Here is a 21321-nt window from a genome sequence, read left to right as displayed (position 1 = left end):
AAACAACAAACAGTCCAGCCTGACTTTAAGTTTTGTCACAACTGCGCTCATCCGCCTCCAGGACCGCCGACAGACCCGCGCGAAGGTCCCGGACGAAGTAGTCGCGCCGTTCGAGTGAAGGGAAGTGACCGCCGGCGTCGGGTGCCCGCCATCGAACGATGCGCCGGTACCGCTGCTGAGCCCATGGCCGCGGGCACTTCGCAATGTCCCGGGGATATGTCGTGACCGCGGCCGGGACATCGACGCGGAGGTCCGGGTCGAGCGAGTGATGGCTTTCGTAGTAGATGCGGGCCGACGACGCCCCGCTACGTGTCAACCAGTACAGGGTGACGTTATCGAAAAAGGCCGTGCGAGAGACCGTCTCGAACGGAGTGCCCTCGGTGTCCGTCCACTCCGCGAACTTGTCGAGAATCCAGGCCAACAGCCCGGCCGGGGAATCGACGAGTGAATACCCGATCGTCTGCGGCTGCGTCGCCTGCAGTGTCGCGTAGGCGATGCGATCACGGTCGAACTCTCTGGTGTGCTGAACCCAGCCGAGCTCCTCGGCCGTCAGTCCGTCCGTCGACAACCCGGGCGGCGCTTCGGCGTAAGTCGTGTGGATTCCGATGACCTGCTCGGGGAATCGGCCGCCCAGGATCGTGGTGACGACACCTCCCCAATCGCCCCCGTGGGCGAGGAACCGGCCGTAGCCGAGACGGCCCATCAGCTCGACCCACGCGGCCGCGATCTTCTCGGTGCCCCACCCGGTCGTCGCAGGTTTGTCGCTGAACCCGAAGCCCGGAAGAGACGGGACCACGACGTGGAATGCACGTGCCGAGAGGTCCGACGGATCGGCTAGTTCGTCGATGATGTCGAGGAATTCGACAACGCTGCCCGGCCAGCCGTGCGTCACGATCAACGGCGCTGCGTCACTCCGCGGTGAACGACGGTGCAGGAAATGAATCCCCACGCCGTCGATCGTCGTGCAGAACTGCCCGACTCGGTCGAGCCTCGACTCGAGCGATCGCCACTCGTATTCGGTGCGCCAGAACTCGATCGCGTCCGTGAGCTCCGTGAGCGGTACCCCCTGCTCCCATCTGCGCGCGCCGGCCACGGTCTCGGATTCGGGCAGGCGAGCCGCGTCGAGCCGTGCGACCAGATCGGCGAGGTCGGCGTCGGTTGCGCGCCACTCGAACGGGCGGACATCGGGCTTGTCGACGCGCATCATGAAGGCTCCTTTGTTTACTTGAACCGGCTAAGGCAGTTCTAACAGCGCAGACGGCCTGTCGCAACCGGCTAAGGTGGTTCTATGGCAAGGAGCTTCCCCGATTTCCGACCTGGCAATGTCCTGTCGACGGCATTCACCGGAACCCTCACCGAGCGTCGCGGCGATGCCGTCGAACGAATCCCTGTGCCGGAACGGCTCTCCGACTGGTTGACTCTCCACGGACTCGCCGTCGAATCCTGCACCGACTCACAGCTCGACGCGGCTCGGGAGCTACGGGAAGCGATCCACCTCTGCGCTACCGCAGCCGCGACTGGAGATCGACTGCCCGCTTCCCCCGTTCGCATTTTGAACGACCACAGCCTTCGGGGTCGGGCGTCGGCAATCCTGTCGCCGTCGGGCGTCCGGCAGTGGCAGTTGACGGCTACGACGGCGGTCGAAGACGCCCTCGGTGTCATCGCAGCCGACGCAATCGACATTGTCGCCGGTGAGCGAGACGGCACGGTGGCGTTGTGCGCATCCCCTACGTGCCGCGCGGCGTTCTTCGACACCAGCCAGAGCCGCAGTCGAAAATGGTGCGACATGAACACGTGTGGAAACCGTCAGAAGAAGGCCCGCATGGCGGCCAGCCGTGGCACCACATCGTCGCGCTGACGTCGGCCTTACTGGCATTCGTACGCTGCTTCGACGGAAGGAATACACGATGACCGGTCATTCCGTGCGCCCCGAGGACATACTTCCCGACGGAGCCGAGAGAGCCACGTTCGACGGTCACCCGATACGGAAAGGCACCGTGGCGGCGTCTATCGCGAATGCGCACGCGCTCCGTGACGTGGAACCCGGGACCGAGGCTCACGACGAACTGGTCGCGACGCTGAAAGAGCTGGCACCCCAGCTGGCGGCCGTCGGAGTGTTCGAGGTGTTCGAGCCACGGGACCCGCAGATCGCCCACCTGGTGGACGTCGCGACTCAGACCGACTGACCGACAGTTTGTGCCGACTCGCCGCGGGCAATACCCCGGCCATGGCTCTCCCCTCACACGGCCGCTTCGAGTACTCCCCCATCGTCGATCGGCCTCGGTTCGAGTGGCCCGGCGGCGCACGTCTCGCGGTGTACGTCGCGGTCAACTGCGAGCACTTTCCGTACGACGACGGGCAGCCCGGCCTCGGTTACACGCCTGCAATGGACCAACCCAACACGTACAACTGGGGCTGGCGTGAATACGGCAATCGCGTCGGCGGCTTCCGCATCGCAGAGACATTGCAGCAGTGCGGAATTCGGCCGACACTGCTGGTCAATACCGAGGTGTACGAGCACGCTCCGCAGCTGACCGCAGCGTTCCGAGCACTCGACGCCGAGGTCGTCGCACACGGCCGAACGAACGCGGTGCAACCGAACGATCAAGACGAGCACACCGAACGTCGCTCCATCGAGGATGTCACCGCCGCGATCGAACGACACGAGGGAGCACCGCCCAGAGGATGGATGAGCCCAGGTGCCAACCCGAGCCGCGTCACCGAGGACATCCTCGCGGAGCACGGTTACCAGTACACCTTGGACTGGCCCGTCGACGACCAACCGGTGTGGCTACAGACCCGCGGCGGCCCGCTGCTCAGCGTCCCGTATCCCCACGAGATCAACGATCTGCCGATGTTCGTCCATCACCATCAGACCGCAGAAGCGTTCGAGCACAACATCATCGGAAGCTTCGACGAGCTGAAGGAGAACTCGGCAAGGCAACCGGTGGTGCTCGCGATCTCCGTGCACACCTTCCTGACGGGACAGCCCTACCGACTGCGACGGTTCCGTGCTGCACTCGAGCACCTGACCGCCAACAACGACGGCGTCTGGTTCACCACCCCCGGCGACATCGCGGCGCACTACCGCACGGTTGAACCTCCACCAGAGACATCCACGCCTGGAAGCGGCAAATAGTCGACGCGTTCGGACCACACCGAGTTCGCCGTGAACGACCGATCGGGAACTTTGATAGTGCCTGCGTCGCAACGTCAATGACCGAGGTCGACCCAGTCCGGAATGGACCCACAACTCGGCAGCGCATGGGTGCACGCCACCCCATGCGATGGACGCAGTGACGACAGTCGCCGTCCTCGAGGACGAATGCGAAGTCTCGGCGCAGGAGTGGCCCGAGCATACTAAGGGTCGGATCGCGCCGTCAGCGGTGCCCGAGACCGTCACGTTCCCCGACGAGGTGCCCCGCAACCAGAGCGGAACTCTGCACGAGCGCACGTCGCGCGCGTCAATTGCTCACGCAGCTCGTTGTTTTCGTCGACGGTAGCTGGGGAGTGGTTGTCTGCGTGGGTCGACGGATTCCGGCGGGATCGCGTACGGGTGTCCGTCGTCGCCCATGATGAGCTGCCAGTCGCCGTGGTGGACGAGGCGGTGGCATTCTCCGCAGACCAGCGCGAGGTTGATCAGGTCGGTGCGGCCGCCGTGTTCCCAGAATCTGATGTGGTGGGCTTGGCACCACTGTGCGGGGCGGCCGCACATGACGCAGCAGGTGTCGCGGATGGTCAGGGCGATGCGTTGGTCGTCGCTGGCGAGTCTGGTGGTTCGTCCGAGCGCGAGTGGTACGCCGTGGTGGTCGACGATGACGGGGGTCAGGTCGGCGTCGCAGGTGACCAGCTCGGCGAGGAAGCGACTGATGGGCCCGGTCCAGTCGAGGTGGAACGGCCAGTCCGCGTCGCCCGGCTTGGGGACAGACTTCTGCCCGGCACCATCACCATCGGCTGAAGCTTCGCCGCAAGCAGCAGCGACTCCCCTCTCGGGCACAGACTTATGCCCGGCGTCACTGCCGCGAGGACCAGCGTCGCCCGGGTCGGACGCAGACTCCTGCCCGGCACGGTCGAGATCGCCACCATCACCACCGGACGCTGGTTCGCCGCGAGCAGCCATTCTCCCTGGGCTGGAGGCAGACCTATGCCCGGCGCTACTACCACCGCCACCATGGCCACCGGCTGACGCTTCGCCGCGAGAACCAGCGTCGCCCGGCTCGGAAACAGATTTCTGCCCGGCACCACCACATCCGGATGTCGTTTCGCCGCGAGCAGCGATATCCCCTCGAGCCACTCCATGCGGACGCGAGCCGTTGCTGTCGCCGCCGTTCGAGGAGCTCCCCGCGCCCGTACCGGTGTCGCCCGATTCGGTTGCGGTGCGACCCGTTTGCTTGTTGCCGCCGTGGGCGAGCAAGTCGCGCAGGGGAACGATCAGGTGCACTGACGCCCGCGACCCGCCCGCCGACCCCCGGGTGCTGCCGCGGAGGTGTCGGTCGAGGATCTGATCGAGTGCATCGGCCCGGCGCTTCGACGGGCTGCGTGGGTCGCGCTCCCCGCCGGGACCTGGTCGCGGTGCCGTCAACGGCGACAGAGCGGTGAGAAGCTTCTCGGCGAGCAACCGGTCGATGTCGCCACCGAACTGGAAGCGGCCGTTGGCCAGCGGGTGCAGGTCGAATCGGTTCAGGTCCGGGTTTTCCGACACCGGCCGCGGTGCGGGTGTCGGCGGAACAGGCTCGGGCGCAGGCGGTTCCGGATCTGGCAGCCCGCCGGTAGAGCTCGCAGCATCATCGCTGCGCCGCTCCTGATCGTGACGCTCGCGTTCCTGCTGTTCTCGCTCTCGGCGTTGTTTCTCGGCTTTCGCGTGTCGTGCTCGGGCGTCGTCCGCGGCCGCATGCGCCAAAGCCTGCGCGCGGGAGGTCACTTGGCCGGCGGTGTTGCGCATCGCGGTGTCGAGGAGTTCGTCGACAATTCCGTCGCGGCGCTCCTGATCCAACGTCGGGTCGGCCACCAGCACGACGTCGTATCCCTCGGCGATGGCGGCGGCGTGCGCGGCATGGATCCGGCCATCGGCGAGGGCGTCGAGCACGGTGGGGTGATCGAACAGCCAGTAGCCCAATGCGTTCTGGCGGGCGGCGGACCCGTCGGTGATGCGCACCGACTTCGCGTACCAGCGGGTGACGGACGAGTGGCCGAGTTTCATCGCCAAGCCGCGGCGGTCGATTTCCGCGAGCAACGACAATCTCTGTGCTGCGAGAGCGTTTTCGAGGGAGGTCACATCGGCGAGCTCGGAGACCAACTCCTGGTCCCCGAGCCCGAACACATCCCCCCATGTCTTCACCCCACGAAAGCTATACCCACCCACCGACAGACTTTTTCGATGACTCCGCTACAGCGCGCGCATGCTGTTGTTCCGCGCATTGTGGGTGAGCTCTGCAAGGCCGAGCTCTTCGAGTAGCGGTGGCAGATACATGCCGAAGCGGCCGCGGTATCCGTTCCTGAGCCCGTACCAACCACCGACCGGGTTGTCCGGCGAGCGTCCCCACGCTTCGACCGTGTCCGGCGCAGCCGGCTTCTTCTCGTCAGCGGCACCGAGCAATACCCAGTCGCCACGTTCGGTGAGCCAACCGTGCAGGTCTTCGATTGCCTCGATGCGGTATCGAAGAGTCGTCGACCCCACCTGGCACACGAGGGCAGGTGGCTCGTGGTCGGGATCACGGTACATGGTGTACGCCGAGGTGCCGGGGGCGGTGGTGAGAGCCCACGGGTCGGATTTCGTTCCGCTGGTCATGGCCTGGGTCCGTTCAGTCGTCGCAGTCAGCCGACGGGCAGAAAGACCGACCGAGCACGGTGATTGCCTTACACGGCACGGTCAGTGTGGGCCGACCTGACGGCGAATACAACCAACTCTCGACCCGGGACAGGTTCGGGGTCGTGCGTCACGGAGCGACGGTGCGGTACCGCAGCATCATTTCGTGGTCCTCGTGGTCGAGCATGTGGCAGTGCCACATGTACCCCTGCAGTTCGGACGGACCCGCAGCCGGCATGTCGTGACCGCTCATGTCGTGACCGCCGTGGTGTGCGACCGGTCCCGCGAACGTGGCGTCGGGATCGAAGCCGAGTTCGTCGGCCGTCGGGAATCGAACGAGGATCTGGGTAACGGTGCCCGGGTACGTGTTGACGGTGTCTTTCCACCCGGCTTCCCAGGTGGCCGGCGGCACCGAGGGCCCGGTGAGGAACTTCTCCACCGGCGGAGCCCATTTGGTGCCGAACGTCGGCCGGGGGAAGTCGCGTTGGTACGCCGCGATGTCGATGGGAATTCGCCCCAGCGTCCGGAAGTGCGCCAGGTGCAGGTGAATCGGGTGCGGCTCCACCGTCGTGTTGACGATGTTCCACATCTCCACGGTGCCCTGCTTGGGCATCTCGATGTCCGGGTCGGAGTACCGCAGGTTGTTCAAGTTCATCAGCGTCATGTCGAGGTTCAGCCCACCGGAGGGCTGGTTGACGGTGACAGTGCGCGTGAAGGTGGGTGTCGGCAACGCGGGCAACAGATCCGGCTGCCCCTTTCCCCCGCGCAGCAACGACGGCATGCCACCCCGGAACCCCGCCGCGGACGCGACGCGGAACTGGCAGAACATCGGCATCGGGACGGCTCCGAGGGACGCGGCCTGCGCCGGCGGAGGCTCGTCGTTCAACAGCTCGACGAGGGCACCTGCCTCGACCGCTCCGAAGTCGACGAGGATGTCAGCACGCTCGGCGGGCGCGAGCCGGATGCTGGTGGTCTCCACCGGTGCGTCGAGCAATCCACCGTCGTTTCCGATAACCCAGAAACGTAACCTGTTGGTGAAGAACAGGTTCCACACACTGTACGACCCGGCGTTGACGAGCCGCAGCCGGTACATGCCCCGGGCGACTTCCATCGTCGGCCAGATCTTGCCGTTGACGACGCCGACGTCGCCGGTACCGCCGCCCTCCCATTTACCCTGCGGCACGGTGATATTGGACCGGATACTCATGCTGCCGTCGGGATTCATGATCTTTTCCTGCAGCACCAACGGCAACTCGAATTCGCCCGAGGGCAGACCGAGGGCGTTGTCGGATGTGCCGGTGTCCCACCGATCACGGACGAGGTTCATCCCGAGCAGGCCCGCGTACACGTTGATACGTGTCATGGACATGGCGTGGTCGTGGTACCAGAGTCCGGCGGCGTCGTTCAGACCCGAGAAGTTGTGCGTCATCGACTCACCCGGGCGCACCAGCATCTCGGAGTGCCCGTCGCTCGCGGGTTCGGTGACGGCACCGTGCAGGTGCAGTGCCGTCGGCGTCATCGTGCGATCCATCTCGCTCATGCCGTGCAGCGAGGTGTCGACGTCGGCGGCGAGTGGGTTGCCTGCGGTGGTGTTGGAGTACTTCAGCGTCCACGGCTGGCCCTGCTGCGATTCGATGGTGGGCCCGAGGTAGTCGCACTGGCCGTAACCGAACGTAGGCGCGGGCCTGAGATCGGCGTGGAACGAGTGGGTGGCGCTGTGCGCGTCGAGGGAGATCTCGGTACCGCTGATCAGCGGCAACCGCGGTAGCTCGTCACGGAACGGCGTCAGCTGCGGCGAATGGAACAGCAGTGGGCTCTGCCCGCGGAGGAAGTCGTCGGCCAGTGCTCGACGCGTCGTCGACGCCACGGGTATCGCTGCTGCTCCGGCTGCCACTGCGGCCGCCGCCAGCCCACGTAGGGCGGTGCGTCTGGACACGGAGCCGCTCACCCGGCCACCTTCCTCCTGGTTGTGATGGGGCCCATACTATGTGCTGGTCGGCTCCCGCCGTCACCCCACACTCGGATCGTCCGGCACGTTCCTGCCGGTGGAGGGATCTATTTCGTCATGGCAACAATCTCGTTCGAGCGCACGACCAGGCTTTTTCCCGGCTCCGACACCCCCGCGGTGAACGAGCTCGATCTGCACATCGAGGACGGTGAGTTCCTCGTTCTGGTCGGCCCCTCCGGGTGCGGCAAGTCGACGTCGCTCCGAATGCTCGCCGGGCTCGAGGAGGTCAACTCGGGACGCATCCTCATCGGCGGCAAGGACGTCACCAATTCGGAACCCAAGGATCGCGACATCGCGATGGTGTTCCAGAACTACGCGCTGTACCCACACATGACCGTCGCCGAGAACATGGGGTTCGCCCTCAAGCTGGCGAAGGCGAACAAGGAGGACATTCGCACTCGCGTCGAGGAGGCCGCCAAGCTACTCGACCTCGAGCCGTACCTGGACCGCAAGCCCAAGGCGCTCTCCGGCGGCCAGCGGCAGCGAGTTGCCATGGGGCGCGCCATCGTTCGGCAGCCCCAGGTGTTCTTGATGGACGAGCCGCTGTCCAATCTCGACGCCAAACTGAGGGTTCAGACGCGGACGCAGATCGCTCAGTTGCAGCGTCGGCTCGGCACGACGACGGTCTACGTCACGCACGATCAGGTCGAGGCCATGACGATGGGTGATCGCGTCGCCGTCCTGAAAGGTGGTGTGCTGCAACAGTGCGCCACCCCGCGTGAGCTCTACCGAACCCCGGTCAACGCATTCGTCGCCGGGTTCATGGGCTCACCGTCGATGAATCTGTTCCGCGCTCCGGTCACCGACGGCGGCGTCCGCCTGGCCGATCAGGTAGTCCCGGTCCCACGTCAGACGCTCGGTTCCGCCACCGAGGTGATGTTCGGCATTCGTCCCGAGCACATCGAAATCGCCGACAGCGGAATCGCTCTCGAGATCGACGTCGTCGAAGAACTCGGCTCCGAGGCCTTCGTGTTCGGCCGCGCGGACATCAACGGCCGGACCGAAACCATTGTCGCTCGGGCAGATTGGCGCAGCCCACCCGAGAAGGGCGACCGCGTTCACGTCCGCATCGACGAGGCCCATGCGCATATCTTCGACGCCTCCGCCGAGGGTCGCCGCCTCAACTGACCCCCTCGTGCGCGTTGTGCGTACCCCTGGGTACGCACAACGCGCACGACGTCAGACCAGCAGCTCGGCGATCTGAATGGTGTTGAGCGCGGCACCCTTACGCAGGTTGTCGCCCGAGACGAACAGGGCGAGTCCGCGGCCCTCGGGGACGCCCGGATCCTGACGGATGCGGCCGACGAGGGAGTCGTCCTTGCCTGCGGCTTCCAGCGGCGTCGGTACGTCGACCAGCGAGACACCCGGTGCGGAGGCGAGCAGTTCACGAGCGCGTTCCACTGACAGCGGTGAAGCGAACTCGGCGTTGATCGACAGCGAGTGCCCGGTGAAGACCGGAACGCGCACGCAGGTGCCACTGACCAGCAGGTCGGGCAGTCCGAGGATCTTGCGCGATTCGTTGCGTAGCTTCTGGTCCTCGTCCGTCTCGCCGGATCCGTCGTCGACCAACGCGCCGGCCAGCGGCAGGACGTTGAAAGCGATGGGCGCGACGTACTTGTTCGGGGCCGGGAAATCGACCGACGAACCGTCGTGCACCAGTTTTTCGACGTCGTCGATGACGGCGCGTGCCTGAGTGGCGAGCTCGTCGACGCCGGCGAGGCCGCTACCGGACACCGCCTGGTAACTCGAAACGATCAACCGCTGCAAGCCGGCTTCGTCGTGCAGCACCTTGAGCACCGGCATGGCGGCCATGGTGGTGCAGTTGGGGTTGGCGATGATGCCGCGGGGCGGGTTCTTCGCGGACTCGGGGTTGACCTCGCTGACCACCAGCGGCACATCGGAGTCCTTGCGGAACGCCGACGAGTTGTCGATGACGGTGGCACCTGCGGCAGCGAATCGCGGTGCCTGCTCACGCGAAAGCGTGGCACCGGCCGAGAACAGTGCGATGTCGATACCGGTGAGGTCCGCGGTGGACGCGTCCTCGACGATGATCTCCTCGCCGCGGAACGGCAGCTTCTTGCCCGCCGAGCGTGCGGAGGCGAAGAATCGAACGGTGTCGGCGGGAAAGTTGCGCTCCTCCAACAGGGTTCGCATGACGGCACCGACCTGGCCGGTGGCTCCTACGACTGCAACTGTGGTCATGGCTATCGTCCTGTTCCTGCGTGCACGACGGCTTCTTCGTCGCCGCCGAGATCGAAGGCGGCGTGCAGTGCGCGCACGGCATCGTCGAGCTGAGTGTCGCTGCACAGCACCGAGATACGGATCTCGGAGGTGCTGATGAGATCGATGTTGATGCCGGCGTCGGCGAGGGCCTCACAGAACGTCGCGGTGACGCCGGGGTGGCTCTTCATACCGGCACCGACGAGCGAGACCTTGCCGATGTGGTCGTCGTAGAGCACCTGCGCGAAGCCGATATCGGCTTGCAGCTTGGTGAGCTTCTCCACTGCCGTCGGGCCGTCGGCCTTGGGGCAGGTGAAGGTGATGTCGGTCTTGCCGGTGTCGATCTTGGAGACGTTCTGCAACACCATGTCGATGTTGATCTCGGAGTCGGCCACGGCGCGAAAGACCTTGGCGGCGTAGCCCGGTGTGTCGGGCAGACCGACGACGGTGACCTTCGCCTCGCTGCGATCGTGTGCGACGCCGGTGAGAATTGCTTCTTCCACTGGAATGTCCTCCATAGATCCGGAGACGATCGTTCCGGGTTTGGTGGTGTACGACGAGCGCACGTGAACGGGAACGTTGTAGCGACGGGCATATTCGACGCAGCGCAGCATGAGCACCTTCGCGCCGCAGGCTGCCATTTCGAGCATCTCCTCGAACGAGACGGTCTCGAGGTGGCGTGCGTTGGGAACGATGCGCGGGTCTGCGGTGAAGATACCGTCGACGTCGGTGTAGATCTCGCAGACGTCGGCGTTCAAGGCCGCGGCGAGCGCGACGGCGGTGGTGTCGGACCCACCACGACCGAGCGTCGTGACGTCCTTGCTGTCCTGGCTGACGCCCTGGAAGCCGGCGACGAGCACGATCGAGCCCTCGTCGAGTGCGCTGCGGACGCGGCCGGGGGTGACGTCGATGATCTTGGCGTTGCCGTGCACGCTGGTGGTGACGACGCCTGCCTGGGAACCGGTGAACGACCGTGCCTCGGCGCCGAGCGAGTGGATGGCCATCGCGACCAGTGCGTTGGAGATGCGTTCACCCGAGGTGAGCAGCATGTCCATCTCGCGAGCGGGCGGGGCCGGGCACACCTGCTGTGCCAGGTCGAGCAGTTCGTCGGTGGTGTCGCCCATCGCCGATACGACGACGACAACGTCGTTGCCCGCCTTCTTGGTCTCGACGATTCGTTCAGCGACGCGTCGGATACGTTCGGCGGTCCCCACCGACGATCCACCGTACTTCTGGACGATGAGAGCCACGCGTTTTACCTCCGCTGGATAGCCGACAATCGTTCGATTGTCCGCGGGTCACCTTACCGAGCGAATGCCCCGAGCAGTGGGCCGGGTAGCTCCGAGCTGGGACTTTAGGGCCTCTCGCCTGCCTTAACATGTTCGAGTGACCGTTCCCGAACATCTCCCACCACCGCCGGCTCGAGGCCTGAAGGTGCTCTTCGGGCTCCCCGCCGTCGGCCGGCGCTGGCCCGGTGGACTGCGTTCGGCGCTGGCGTTCGGTGTTCCGGCGATCCTGGCGTGGCTGCTCGGCTTCCACACCGAGGCACTGCTGGTGGTCTCGGGCAGTTTCGCGGTGATCTACGGCGAGGGCCGTCCCTACCGATCGCGGTGGTGGGTGGTGCTGACCGCAGGGGCCGCCCTGGTGGCCTCGGTGTGGCTGGGCGCGACGGCCGGTCGGCTCGCCCTCGACTTCGGCGAGACCGGGTGGGCGCGGATGATCCCGGTGACCGTGTTGTCCGTTCTCGCTCTCGTCGCGGTCTACGTCGTGGCAGCGCTGCGACTCGGCCCGCCCGGAGCCTTCTTCTTCGTGCTGGTGTGCGCGGTGGCGTCGTACCTCCCTGCCGCCGACATCAGCACGACCCGCGGTGCCGTGTGCGCGGCGATCGGGGTGGCGTCGGCGCTGGTGGTCGCGATGTCCGGGGTGGTGCGTGACCCGAGGGGTCCCGAACGGGCGGCCGTCGGTGCGGCCGTGACGGCGATCGAGAAGTACACGGCATCGCCGACGGCGTCCGTCGTCGATCGGCACACCGCCGCCTCGCGGCTGCATGGGGCGTGGGCCGCGGTGTACGAGGCCGGGTCGACGCGCGGGACCTCGCGCCCCGCGCTGGTACAGACCCTGTTCGACGCCCATCTCGCGTTTGCGGCTGCCACGAGGGCGCGCGCCGGTGCAGTCCCGGATCCGGAAAGTGCGGTGGAATCGCCACGAGATCAGCTGCCGCTGGCTCGTCCGGGCATCGGGTATCGGTTGAGGCGGTCGTTGCATCGAGATTCGCACGCGGCGTCCACGGCGATCCGGGTGTTCTGCGCGGCGGCAGGTGCCGGCGGGATCAGTGTGGCGATGGGTTTGAGCAGGCCGGATTGGGCGATCCTCGGCGCGGTCCTGGTGCTCCAGCAGGGGCCGGATCGTGTGCACGGGACGTACCGCGGCATGCAGCGGCTCGGCGGAACGCTGGCCGGAGTGGTGCTGTTCTCGGCGATCTATCTTTCGCCGCTGACCGGTCTCGCGGTGATCGTGGTGTTGATGGTGCTGCAGTTCGCGATCGAGATCAGTGTTGCGCGCAATTACGGTCTCGCCGTCACGTTCATCACCCCACTCGCGTTACTGATGGGCACCATCTCGCATCCGGGCGCTCCGCTCGGCGGCATCGTCGTCGATCGGGTGGTGGAGACCGCGGTGGGCGTCGCCCTTGCCTTCGCGGCGCTGTGGTTGTTGTTACCGGGCGCTTTTCGGCGCGCGCTGCTGTGGTCCGATCGGCGGGTTCTGGAGTTGACCGACCGATTGTTGACGGCCCTCCGAACCGAAAAAGCTTCGGCGTCAGCCACTATGGAGCTACGACGAGATGTCCAGTTCGAGCTGGTCGGTGCCGCGCTCGCGGGAGCCGAAGCGGCGCACAACGATCGCCGCTGGGCGCATCGAGTCTGGGATCGGCATGCAGAGGTCGATCATCTCGGATACGAACTGCTCGCACGGTGTTGGACCGCGGACGATGTCGGACGACCGAACGACATCGATCAGCGGCAGCGCAGGCACGACACCGTGACCGGAAAATTCGACTCCCGAACCCTGGGGTAGGCGGTCGGTCTGCGGTAGTACACTCACCCCATGCTGCGAGCTCTCCTTCTTAACAGCCGCGACGGGGTCTGAGACCAGACTGGCTTCCCGTCGCGGGGTTCGTTGCGCCGGTCGAACACCATTGCTCTGATCTGTACGGAGAGACGAAGACCATGTCACCAGCCGACGCATTCACCTCGGGATCCCGCACCATCACCCCGCCCTCACGGCCCGCGCCCAGCGACCAGCCTGCGTGGAACACCCAGAAGAACTCCTCGATGCCCACGTTCCGTTATCGGCCGTTCGCCGAGGAAGTGGAGCCCGTCACCCTCACCGACCGCACCTGGCCGGACAAGATCATCGACCGGACGCCGCAGTGGTGTGCCGTCGATCTGCGCGACGGCAACCAGGCACTGATCGATCCGATGAGCCCCGCGCGCAAGCGCCGGATGTTCGACCTGCTGGTCCGGATGGGCTACAAGCAGATCGAGGTCGGCTTCCCGTCCGCCAGCCAGACCGACTTCGACTTCGTCCGCGAAATCATCGAAGACGGCGCGATTCCCGACGACGTCACCATCCAGGTTCTGACGCAGTGCCGTCCCGAACTGATCGAGCGCACGTTCGTCGCGTGCGAGGGCGCTCGCAGCGTCATCGTGCACTTCTACAACTCGACGTCGATCCTGCAGCGCAAAGTGGTGTTCCGGGCCGATCGTGACGTCATCAAGAAGATCGCGACCGACGGTGCTCGCAAGGTACTCGAAGAAGCAGCCAAGTTCCCCGATACCGACTGGCGCTACGAGTACTCCCCCGAGTCCTACACCGGCACCGAACTCAGCTACGCCAAAGAGGTGTGCGACGCGGTCACCGCCGTCATCGACCCGACGCCCGAGAAGCCTCTGATCCTGAACCTGCCGGCCACCGTCGAGATGGCGACGCCGAACGTCTACGCCGACTCGATCGAGTGGATGAGCCGCAACCTCGATCGTCGCGACAGCATCGTGCTGTCTCTGCACCCGCACAACGACCGCGGAACCGGTGTTGCCGCAGCCGAACTGGGCTACCAGGCCGGTGCCGATCGCATCGAGGGATGCCTGTTCGGCAACGGTGAGCGCACCGGCAACGTCTGCCTGGTCACGCTCGGCCTGAACCTGTTCACCCGCGGCGTCGATCCGCAGATCGACTTCTCCAACATCGACGAGATTCGCCGCACGGTCGAGTACTGCAACCAGCTGCCCGTCGCCGAGCGCCACCCCTACGGCGGCGACCTGGTGTACACCGCGTTCTCGGGCAGCCATCAGGACGCCATCAACAAGGGCCTCGATGCCATGAAAGTCACGGCGGACGAACAGGGTTCGGACATCGGCGACATCACCTGGCAGGTGCCGTACCTGCCCATCGACCCCAAGGACGTCGGCCGCACCTACGAGGCCGTCATCCGCGTCAACTCGCAGTCCGGCAAGGGCGGCGTCGCGTACATCATGAAGTCCGATCACGGACTGAACCTGCCGCGTCGCCTGCAGATCGAGTTCTCCCAGGCCGTCCAGCGCATCACCGACGGTGAGGGCGGCGAGGTCTCGCCGAAGGAGATGTGGGACGTCTTCGCCGAGGAGTACCTGACGCCGATCCGTCCGCTCGAGCGCATCAAGCAGTCGGTACAGGCCGCCGAGATCGACGGCGGAACCGACACCATCACCGCCACGGTCAAGGTCGACGGCGTCGAGCAGGAAATCTCCGGCTCCGGCAACGGACCACTCGCTTCGTTCGTCGACGCGCTGTCCACCATCGGCTACGACGTCAGCGTCCTCGACTACTCCGAGCACGCACTGTCCGCAGGCGACGACGCCCAGGCCGCCGCCTACGTCGAAGCCTCGGTCACCTCGCCTGCGGGGGTCGCCACCACCGTCTGGGGCGTCGGAATCGCGACCTCGATCACCACCGCGTCGCTGCGTGCCGTCGTCTCGGCCGTGAACCGCGCGCTGAAGTAACTTCGCTGCTCGACGACACGCCGCTCACCTTTCGGGGTGGGCGGCGTGTTGCGTTGTGGGGCCCTCACGAAACGAAAGCGGGCGCGGTCGATGTGTGGCTCACGCGGACTTCCGGTCGACGAAAGGGACCAAAGACCCGTGTGCACGGGGTGCCGCAAATGCCACACTGAATCAGCCGTCGGGGCACCTCAGAGAATGGAAGTTCGCCATGGATTCTTTCTGGGATTTTCTTTGGCTTCTCATCGTCGGTTTCGCCTTCGTGGCCTACCTGATGGTGATGTTCTCGATCATCGGAGATCTTTTCCGGGACCACAAGACATCCGGGTTCGTCAAAGCCCTGTGGGTGCTCTTCCTCATCGTTGCGCCGTTCCTCACCGCGCTGGTCTACCTCATCGTGAACGGCAGCAACATGGCCAAGCGTCAGGTTGCTGCCCTGCAGCACGCACAGGACCAGCAGGAGGCCTACATCAAGCATGTCGCCGGTCGATCTGCGTCCGAAGAGATCGCGCACGCAAAGGCGTTGCTGGACAACGGAACCATCGATCAGGACGAGTTCACGACACTGAAGGCCAAAGCGCTGTCCTGAACGTAGCCTCCGCTCCGAACGCGTCGAGCACAGCGGCGATCGCGGGTAGTCGACGCGCATCGGGCCTCGTCGCGAGTTCGTAGATTCGCCCGGCTCGAACGCCGGCGAGCTCTCGACGTACCAGGCCCGGATGCACAACGGCGTAGCGCGGCATCAGCGCCACTCCGTGCCCGGCGGCGACGAGTGTTTCGGTCACTCGAAAGTCGTTGATACGTTGGACAACTCGCGGCTGCACTCCGGTCACCGAAGCCACGGAGAGCAATACGTCGTCGACCGGAAAACCGCCGCGAACGCTGATCCACCGCTCGTCGATCAGGTCTCGCAGATCGATCGAGCCTTGCTGCGCCAGTGCGTGATCGAGAGGCAACACCAGATCTATGGGCTCGCGCATCAGGGTCGTCACCTCGATCCGTGGACCTGCAGTCGACGGAGCTCGGTCGTCTCGATGGGTGAGCACCACGTCGTAATCGGCGAGTAGCTCGGGCACCGAGGAGGCGGGCAGGTCCTCGTCGCGCGCATCGATGTCGACGTCCGAGTCCGCCAACCGCGTCAGGACTCCGGGCAGCAGCAGTGCCGCGCCCGACGGGAAGAGGGCAACTCGGACGCGTCCCCGCGGCGACGCTCGATAGCGATCCATCTCTGCAGCGGCGCGGTCGAGGGCTGCGAGAACCTCGTCGGTTCTCAGTACCAGTGCACGCCCGGCATCCGTGAGCCGCAGCCGCCGCCCGTCGGGTTCGAGAAGTGTCACGCCGGCCTCGCGCGCCAGCAACTTGAGCTGTTGAGACACCGCCGACGGAGTCATCGACATCGCCTCGGCGACCGATGCAACGGTTCCGCGGTCGGCAAGCTCAGCGAGGATCCGGAGCCGCTCGACGTTCATACAGAAAATCTTAACTGTTGGTGCGGATATATTCGATTGTGCTGATCTTTTGCACCCGTCACGATGAACGGCATGACCACTCGCGACCGCCTCCTCGGACTGACTGTCGCCGTTCTGTGGGGACTGAACTTCCTCGCCATCCGCGTCGGGCTCGACCACTTTCCGCCCTTCTTCTTCGCGGCACTGCGCTTTCTGGTCATCGCCATTCCGGTCGTGATGTTCGTTCCACGACCGAAGGTGCCCCTGAAATGGTTGCTGCTCTACGGTTTCGGTTTCGGCTTCCTGCAGTTCGCCTTCCTGTTCGCGGCAATGGCGGCAGGCATGCCCACCGGATTGGCGTCGCTCGTGCTGCAGTCGTCGGCTCCGTTCACCGTCGTTCTCGGCGCGCTGCTGTTACGCGAACACGTGAGCCGCAGGCAGGCAATCGGCATCGGTGTGGCCGTCCTCGGCATGGTCCTCATCGGGTGGGATCGCGCCCAGAACGCCACCCTGCTTCCTGTCGTCCTCACCCTGCTCGCCGGTCTGGGCTGGGCATTCGGCAATCTCGGAAACCGACTCGCCAAATCCGACTCCCCGATGACACTGATGCTCTGGATGACCGTCGTACCGCCGGTGCCGATGTTGGCGCTGTCGGCGGTCGTCGAGGGCCCGAGCACGGGCTGGCACGCGCTCGCCGACTCGTTCGGTTCGCAGGGCTGGCCAGGGCTGGTCGCGTTGGCGTACATCGTGATTCCCGCCACGATCATGGGAAGCGGCCTGTGGAGCATCCTGATGAGCCGCAACCCGGCCGGTCTCGTCGCACCGTTCTCGCTGCTGGTTCCCGTCGTCGGTATCGCGGGTGCCTGGGCGTTCCTCGACGAAACCCCGTCGCTGTTGGCCCTGCTCGGCGGAGCGATCGTCATCGGCGGCTGCCTGGGCGGAATGGCTGCCAGGAAGCCGACCCCAGTTCTGGAGAAAGTACCGGTATGAGGGCGGGAGTGGAGCCTGCGGGATGACCGTGGGTTAGCGAGCCGCCGATATGAAACGCCACCCTGTTCTGTGCCAGACTCGGCGGATGGCTGAACTGGGTGAGCGCAGACGTATCGGCGCCCGTGGCCGCGTGGCATTACGCGCGGCGGAGCTGGCGACGTGGGCGTCCCGCAAGGCGGGCCGAGGCAAAGGCTCGATGATCGGTGGTCTGGTCGCGCTCAAGATCGATCCGACCATTCTGGGCGGCCTTGGCCGTGGGCGGCGCACCGTCATCGTCACCGGCACCAACGGCAAGTCCACCACGACGCGGATGACGGCCGCAGCGCTGGCCACTCTCGGCGACGTCGCCACCCAGGCCGACGGAGCCAACATGGATGCCGGCATCGTCGCGGCATTGCACGCTCATTTCGACGCGGAGCTGGCGGCCCTGGAGGTCGACGAACTCCACGTCCCCCACGTTTCCGACGCCGTCGATCCCGCGGCGATCGTTCTGCTGAATCTCAGTCGCGACCAGCTCGACCGTGTCGGCGAGATCAACATGATCGAGCGAGCCCTGCGCGCCGGGTTGGCCCGTCATCCCGACACCGTCGTCATTGCCAACTGCGACGACGTCCTCGTCACCTCGGCGGCATTCGATGCGCCGAACGTCGTGTGGGTCGCCGCGGGCGGCGGCTGGGCCGGCGACTCCGTCAGCTGCCCGCGTACCGGCGAACCCATCGTCTGGGACGGCGAGCACTGGTACAGCACCGGAAGCGATTTCAAGCGTCCGACGCCGGATTGGTGGCTCGACGACGAGAATCTCTACGGCCCCGATGGGCTCGTTCTACCGATGACATTGGCGCTGCCGGGGAAGGCCAACCGCGGCAACGCAGCTCAGGCCGTGGCTGCAGCCGTCACTCTCGGCGCAACGCCTGCCGACGCCGTCGCTGCCGCATCGGGAGTCGACGAGGTGGCCGGGCGTTACTCCACCGTCCAGTACGGATCGCATTCCGTCCGAATGCTTTTGGCCAAGAATCCTGCCGGTTGGCAGGAAGCACTGTCGATGATCGATCCCACGTGCGACGGTCTCGTCATCGCCGTCAACGGGCAGATTCCCGACGGTGAAGACCTATCGTGGCTGTGGGACGTGCGTTTCGAGCACTTCGAGGACGTCGCTGTCGTCGCGGCCGGTGAACGCGCGACCGACCTGGGCGTCCGCCTGCTGTATGCCGGTTCGCAGCACACCACCATCGCAGATCCGTTGCAGGCCATCGCATCCTGCCCGCCGGGACGCGTCGAAGTGCTGGCCAACTACACCGCGTTCCGCGATCTCGGTCGCGCACTGGCACGGGAGACCAAGGATGTCTGAGTCCACAGTTCGGATCGGCCTCGTTCTGCCCGACGTCATGGGCACTTACGGCGACAACGGCAATGCCCTCGTTCTCCGCCAGCGACTGCGGATGCGCGACATCGACGCCGAGGTCGTGCACATCACGCTCAACGATCCGGTCCCGGATTCGTTGGACGTGTACACCCTTGGTGGAGCGGAGGATTCGGCTCAGCGCCTCGCGACGCGTCACCTCACCCGATACCCGGGCCTGCAGAACGCAGCTGCTCGCGGTGTGCCGGTACTCGCCATCTGCGCCGCGATCCAGGTGCTCGGGCACTGGTACGAGACCTCCGCAGGCGAACGCGTAGACGGCATCTCTCTCTTCGACGTGACCACCGCGCCCCAGGCCACCCGATCCATCGGTGAAGTCGTCACCGAACCCACGCTCGACGGTCTCACCCAGAAGCTCAGCGGATTCGAGAACCACCGCGGCGGAACGACACTCGGGCCTGATGCCGCACCGCTCGCCAAGGTCACGCACGGGGTGGGTAACGGTGTCGGAGACGGACGCGAAGGCGTCGTGCAGGGTTCGGTGCTGGGCACCTACATGCATGGGCCGGTACTCGCCCGAAACCCGGAGTTGGCGGACTACCTACTCGAACGGGCGCTGGGCACTACCCTTGCTCCCCTCGACCTCCCCGAGGTCACGCAACTCCGCAAGGAGCGGCTCCGGTAGTGCCTGCGGCAGTGGTGTGGTTATGTGCCCTCGGCGGCACCTAACCGCACCACTGGGCAGCACTTCTTGCAGGCATACGACGCATCCACCCACCCTTCGCGCACCAGAACATCACGCACTTCGCGGTACACCCCGCAGGGGTCCGTCGACACTTCGTGCCATCCGTACACCAGCCGCGGCCGCCCACTGAGCTCGGCAGCGTTGTCTCGCAACCTGTCTCGGAACCTCACACTGCTCGCCGCGTGGAACTGCTGGCCGTCCAGACGAACGATCAGACCCTCGGCGCCGTATTCGACGTCCTCGAACACCACCCGGTCACCGATGTGGTGTGGCGCTTGACGGCGACCGGCGGGCAGTCCGTGCGCCTGCTCGACGTCGATCGCATAGCGAAACTCGAGAACGGACTGGACGCCACCTGCCAACAGGGAGAGGGCGTCGAGCATGATTTTCTTGTACCGCCGCGGACGCCGCAGTTCGATCTTTCGACGCATTGCCGGGATGGACACTTTTCCGTTGGTCATGGCCGCCACAAAAGCTGCTGCGGCTTCTGGGGCAGTCGGCGCGGACGCGGCCAGGTCCATGACTGTGTCTTCCTTGCTCGTCCGACGCGGCTCGGTATCGACACCGATGTGTTCGATGGCCAGAGACCGATGCACCACCACCCCGGGATGGATGCGCGCATTGCTCAGCGACGTCGGCCGCGTCAGAACATGTCGCATCGTCGGTGGCTGGCTGATGGCCGAGCACTGGCGAGGGACAGTGAGGTGAATCGGTCCGGCAGACTCCCGCAGCATTCCCCACTGATACGCGGCGGTGTCATGGCTCAGGATCGCGCCCCCGCCTCCGTACAGCAGCGCCGCTTGCAGCTCCATATCCCTGCTGAGTGGACCACTGGTCAGACAGATCACGTTTCGAAACACTCGTAGCCACCGACCGGTTTCGACATGGTGGCGGATTGCCTTCGGCGTGAACCCGAATGTGCTGAGCTGAACCGAGGTCATCAAACCGTGCTGATCGTCGAGAACGGACTGCGGTATGCGGGTCCCGTCGTTTGTCATGGCGGGATATTGCACCAGGGGTACGACAAGTGCCTGCGGCAGTGGTGCGGTTATGCGCCGCCTGGGGCACTTAACCACACCACTGCCTCCGGCATCTCACATACGACGCCTACCGGTGAGAGCTCGGCCGAGTGTCAGTTCGTCTGCGAATTCGAGGTCTCCGCCCATCGGCAGGCCGGAGGCGAGACGGGTGATGGCGAGACCGGGGAAATCGCGCATCATCCGAACCAAATACGTAGCCGTTGCTTCGCCCTCGGTGTTGGGGTCGGTGGCAATGATGACCTCGGTGACGTCGACGCCGTCGTCCTGAGTTCCGACGCGGGTCAACAACTCTCGGATGCGCAGCTGGTCGGGGCCTACTCCGTTGAGTGGGTCGAGCGCTCCGCCGAGTACGTGGTATCGGCCTTTGAATTCGCGCGTACGTTCCACGGCCTGAACGTCTTTGGGCTCTTCGACGACGCAGATCATGGACCTGTCGCGTCGGGAGTCGGCGCAGATTCGGCACAGTTCCTTGTCCGATACGGTCCCGCAGACGATGCAGAACTGCACGCCGTCGCGGATGCGCTGCAGCGCGCGCATGAGGCGATCGACCTCGGGTGGCTCGACGGCCAGGAGGTGAAACGCTATGCGCTGAGCGCTCTTCGGACCGACTCCGGGGAACTTTCCCAGCTCGTCGATCAGATCCTGTACGGGACCTTCGTACACTCGTC

At 65.5% G+C, this 21321-nt stretch carries 19 protein-coding genes; 10 read left to right on the top strand and 9 right to left on the bottom strand.

The features are described 5' to 3' along the window. Positions 1–25 precede the first annotated feature (25 nt). Complete coding sequence (locus tag J2X62_RS16975) at positions 26–1204, bottom strand: epoxide hydrolase (protein ID WP_310182453.1); 1179 nt, start codon at positions 1202–1204, stop codon at positions 26–28. Positions 1205–1288: 84 nt separating this feature from the next. On the opposite strand from J2X62_RS16975, the gene J2X62_RS16970 reads away from it, so the two are divergent. The 3 genes from J2X62_RS16970 to J2X62_RS16960 are packed head-to-tail and all read left to right on the top strand — an operon-like array spanning position 1289 to position 3139. Beyond that, a complete protein-coding gene (locus J2X62_RS16970) occupies positions 1289–1858 on the top strand; it encodes a CGNR zinc finger domain-containing protein (protein ID WP_310182093.1) in 570 nt (189 codons plus the stop codon). Between the two features lie 49 nt (positions 1859–1907). Continuing rightward, positions 1908–2186, top strand: coding sequence for a hypothetical protein (locus tag J2X62_RS16965; RefSeq protein WP_310182092.1), 279 nt, complete (start codon positions 1908–1910; stop codon positions 2184–2186). Between the two features lie 41 nt (positions 2187–2227). Continuing rightward, positions 2228–3139, top strand: coding sequence for a polysaccharide deacetylase family protein (locus J2X62_RS16960; RefSeq protein ID WP_310182091.1), 912 nt, complete (start codon positions 2228–2230; stop codon positions 3137–3139). Between the two features lie 333 nt (positions 3140–3472). Here the strand turns inward: J2X62_RS16960 and J2X62_RS16955 are convergent, their stop codons facing one another. From J2X62_RS16955 to J2X62_RS16945, 3 genes are all read right to left on the bottom strand, one after another. Next, positions 3473–5338 carry a DUF222 domain-containing protein gene (locus J2X62_RS16955; RefSeq protein WP_310182090.1) on the bottom strand — a complete coding sequence of 622 codons (1866 nt, stop codon included), beginning with the start codon at positions 5336–5338 and terminating at the stop codon, positions 3473–3475. Positions 5339–5386: 48 nt separating this feature from the next. Beyond that, complete coding sequence (locus J2X62_RS16950) at positions 5387–5788, bottom strand: DUF6855 family protein (RefSeq protein ID WP_032385994.1); 402 nt, start codon at positions 5786–5788, stop codon at positions 5387–5389. A 148-nt stretch (positions 5789–5936) separates the two neighbouring features. Continuing rightward, positions 5937–7754 carry a multicopper oxidase domain-containing protein gene (locus tag J2X62_RS16945; RefSeq protein WP_310182089.1) on the bottom strand — a complete coding sequence of 606 codons (1818 nt, stop codon included), beginning with the start codon at positions 7752–7754 and terminating at the stop codon, positions 5937–5939. 117 nt (positions 7755–7871) lie between these two features. On the opposite strand from J2X62_RS16945, the gene J2X62_RS16940 reads away from it, so the two are divergent. Beyond that, entirely contained in the window at positions 7872–8942 is a 1071-nt protein-coding gene (locus J2X62_RS16940) for an ABC transporter ATP-binding protein (protein WP_094651686.1), read from the top strand. Between the two features lie 51 nt (positions 8943–8993). On the opposite strand, the gene J2X62_RS16935 is transcribed toward J2X62_RS16940, so the two are convergent. Continuing rightward, on the bottom strand, positions 8994–10016 hold the full coding sequence (locus J2X62_RS16935) for an aspartate-semialdehyde dehydrogenase (protein ID WP_032364568.1): 1023 nt from the start codon (positions 10014–10016) through the stop codon (positions 8994–8996). A gap of 2 nt (positions 10017–10018) precedes the next feature. Next, on the bottom strand, positions 10019–11284 hold the full coding sequence (locus J2X62_RS16930) for an aspartate kinase (protein ID WP_027494523.1): 1266 nt from the start codon (positions 11282–11284) through the stop codon (positions 10019–10021). Between the two features lie 136 nt (positions 11285–11420). Here J2X62_RS16930 and J2X62_RS16925 point away from each other — a divergent pair, with 136 nt between their 5' ends. The 3 genes from J2X62_RS16925 to J2X62_RS16915 all read left to right on the top strand — a co-directional run bounded on the left by J2X62_RS16925 (position 11421) and on the right by J2X62_RS16915 (position 15659). Beyond that, positions 11421–13109 (top strand): FUSC family protein, encoded by a 1689-nt coding sequence (locus tag J2X62_RS16925; protein WP_310182086.1) that lies wholly within the window; start codon positions 11421–11423, stop codon positions 13107–13109. 152 nt (positions 13110–13261) lie between these two features. After that, a complete protein-coding gene (leuA, locus tag J2X62_RS16920) occupies positions 13262–15073 on the top strand; it encodes a 2-isopropylmalate synthase (protein WP_310182085.1) in 1812 nt (603 codons plus the stop codon). A 208-nt stretch (positions 15074–15281) separates the two neighbouring features. Further along, positions 15282–15659, top strand: a complete 378-nt coding sequence (locus J2X62_RS16915; protein WP_310182083.1) for an SHOCT domain-containing protein — start codon at positions 15282–15284, stop codon at positions 15657–15659. Here the strand turns inward: J2X62_RS16915 and J2X62_RS16910 are convergent. Next, positions 15628–16539, bottom strand: coding sequence for a LysR family transcriptional regulator (locus J2X62_RS16910; protein ID WP_310182081.1), 912 nt, complete (start codon positions 16537–16539; stop codon positions 15628–15630). The two genes, J2X62_RS16915 and J2X62_RS16910, sit on opposite strands and share 32 nt — an antisense overlap. Positions 16540–16611: 72 nt before the next feature. Here J2X62_RS16910 and J2X62_RS16905 point away from each other — a divergent pair, with 72 nt between their 5' ends. The 3 genes from J2X62_RS16905 (at position 16612) to J2X62_RS16895 (ending at position 19553) form a co-directional block, all read left to right on the top strand. Then, positions 16612–17508, top strand: coding sequence for an EamA family transporter (locus tag J2X62_RS16905; RefSeq protein ID WP_222060909.1), 897 nt, complete (start codon positions 16612–16614; stop codon positions 17506–17508). 85 nt (positions 17509–17593) lie between these two features. Further along, positions 17594–18856 (top strand): Mur ligase family protein, encoded by a 1263-nt coding sequence (locus J2X62_RS16900; protein ID WP_032400335.1) that lies wholly within the window; start codon positions 17594–17596, stop codon positions 18854–18856. Continuing rightward, positions 18849–19553 carry a glutamine amidotransferase gene (locus J2X62_RS16895; RefSeq protein WP_310182078.1) on the top strand — a complete coding sequence of 235 codons (705 nt, stop codon included), beginning with the start codon at positions 18849–18851 and terminating at the stop codon, positions 19551–19553. Before J2X62_RS16900 ends, J2X62_RS16895 begins: the two co-directional genes overlap by 8 nt. 20 nt (positions 19554–19573) lie before the next feature. Here J2X62_RS16895 and J2X62_RS16890 read toward each other — a convergent pair whose 3' ends face one another. Together J2X62_RS16890 and recR are read right to left on the bottom strand one after the other, a co-directional pair. Continuing rightward, positions 19574–20611 (bottom strand): hypothetical protein, encoded by a 1038-nt coding sequence (locus tag J2X62_RS16890; protein WP_310182077.1) that lies wholly within the window; start codon positions 20609–20611, stop codon positions 19574–19576. A 96-nt stretch (positions 20612–20707) separates the two neighbouring features. Further along, positions 20708–21316: a recombination mediator RecR gene (gene recR, locus J2X62_RS16885; protein WP_027494532.1), complete on the bottom strand. Its 609-nt coding sequence runs from the start codon at positions 21314–21316 to the stop codon at positions 20708–20710. Between the last annotated feature and the right edge of the window lie 5 nt (positions 21317–21321).

The sequence above is a fragment of the Rhodococcus sp. 3258 genome, from assembly GCF_031456475.1.
GTDB lineage: Bacteria > Actinomycetota > Actinomycetes > Mycobacteriales > Mycobacteriaceae > Rhodococcoides > Rhodococcoides fascians.
This window is presented reverse-complemented; position numbering and strand designations above follow the sequence as displayed.

Coding starts and splice junctions, on each gene's coding strand:
- J2X62_RS16975 (WP_310182453.1), bottom strand. CDS start 1,204: ATGCGCGTCGACAAGCCCGATGTCCGCCCGTTCGAGTGGCGCGCAACC.
- J2X62_RS16970 (WP_310182093.1), top strand. CDS start 1,289: ATGGCAAGGAGCTTCCCCGATTTCCGACCTGGCAATGTCCTGTCGACG.
- J2X62_RS16965 (WP_310182092.1), top strand. CDS start 1,908: ATGACCGGTCATTCCGTGCGCCCCGAGGACATACTTCCCGACGGAGCC.
- J2X62_RS16960 (WP_310182091.1), top strand. CDS start 2,228: ATGGCTCTCCCCTCACACGGCCGCTTCGAGTACTCCCCCATCGTCGAT.
- J2X62_RS16950 (WP_032385994.1), bottom strand. CDS start 5,788: ATGACCAGCGGAACGAAATCCGACCCGTGGGCTCTCACCACCGCCCCC.
- J2X62_RS16940 (WP_094651686.1), top strand. CDS start 7,872: ATGGCAACAATCTCGTTCGAGCGCACGACCAGGCTTTTTCCCGGCTCC.
- J2X62_RS16935 (WP_032364568.1), bottom strand. CDS start 10,016: ATGACCACAGTTGCAGTCGTAGGAGCCACCGGCCAGGTCGGTGCCGTC.
- leuA (WP_310182085.1), top strand. CDS start 13,262: ATGTCACCAGCCGACGCATTCACCTCGGGATCCCGCACCATCACCCCG.
- J2X62_RS16915 (WP_310182083.1), top strand. CDS start 15,282: ATGGATTCTTTCTGGGATTTTCTTTGGCTTCTCATCGTCGGTTTCGCC.
- J2X62_RS16910 (WP_310182081.1), bottom strand. CDS start 16,539: ATGAACGTCGAGCGGCTCCGGATCCTCGCTGAGCTTGCCGACCGCGGA.
- J2X62_RS16905 (WP_222060909.1), top strand. CDS start 16,612: ATGACCACTCGCGACCGCCTCCTCGGACTGACTGTCGCCGTTCTGTGG.
- J2X62_RS16900 (WP_032400335.1), top strand. CDS start 17,594: ATGGCTGAACTGGGTGAGCGCAGACGTATCGGCGCCCGTGGCCGCGTG.
- J2X62_RS16895 (WP_310182078.1), top strand. CDS start 18,849: ATGTCTGAGTCCACAGTTCGGATCGGCCTCGTTCTGCCCGACGTCATG.
- J2X62_RS16890 (WP_310182077.1), bottom strand. CDS start 20,611: ATGACAAACGACGGGACCCGCATACCGCAGTCCGTTCTCGACGATCAG.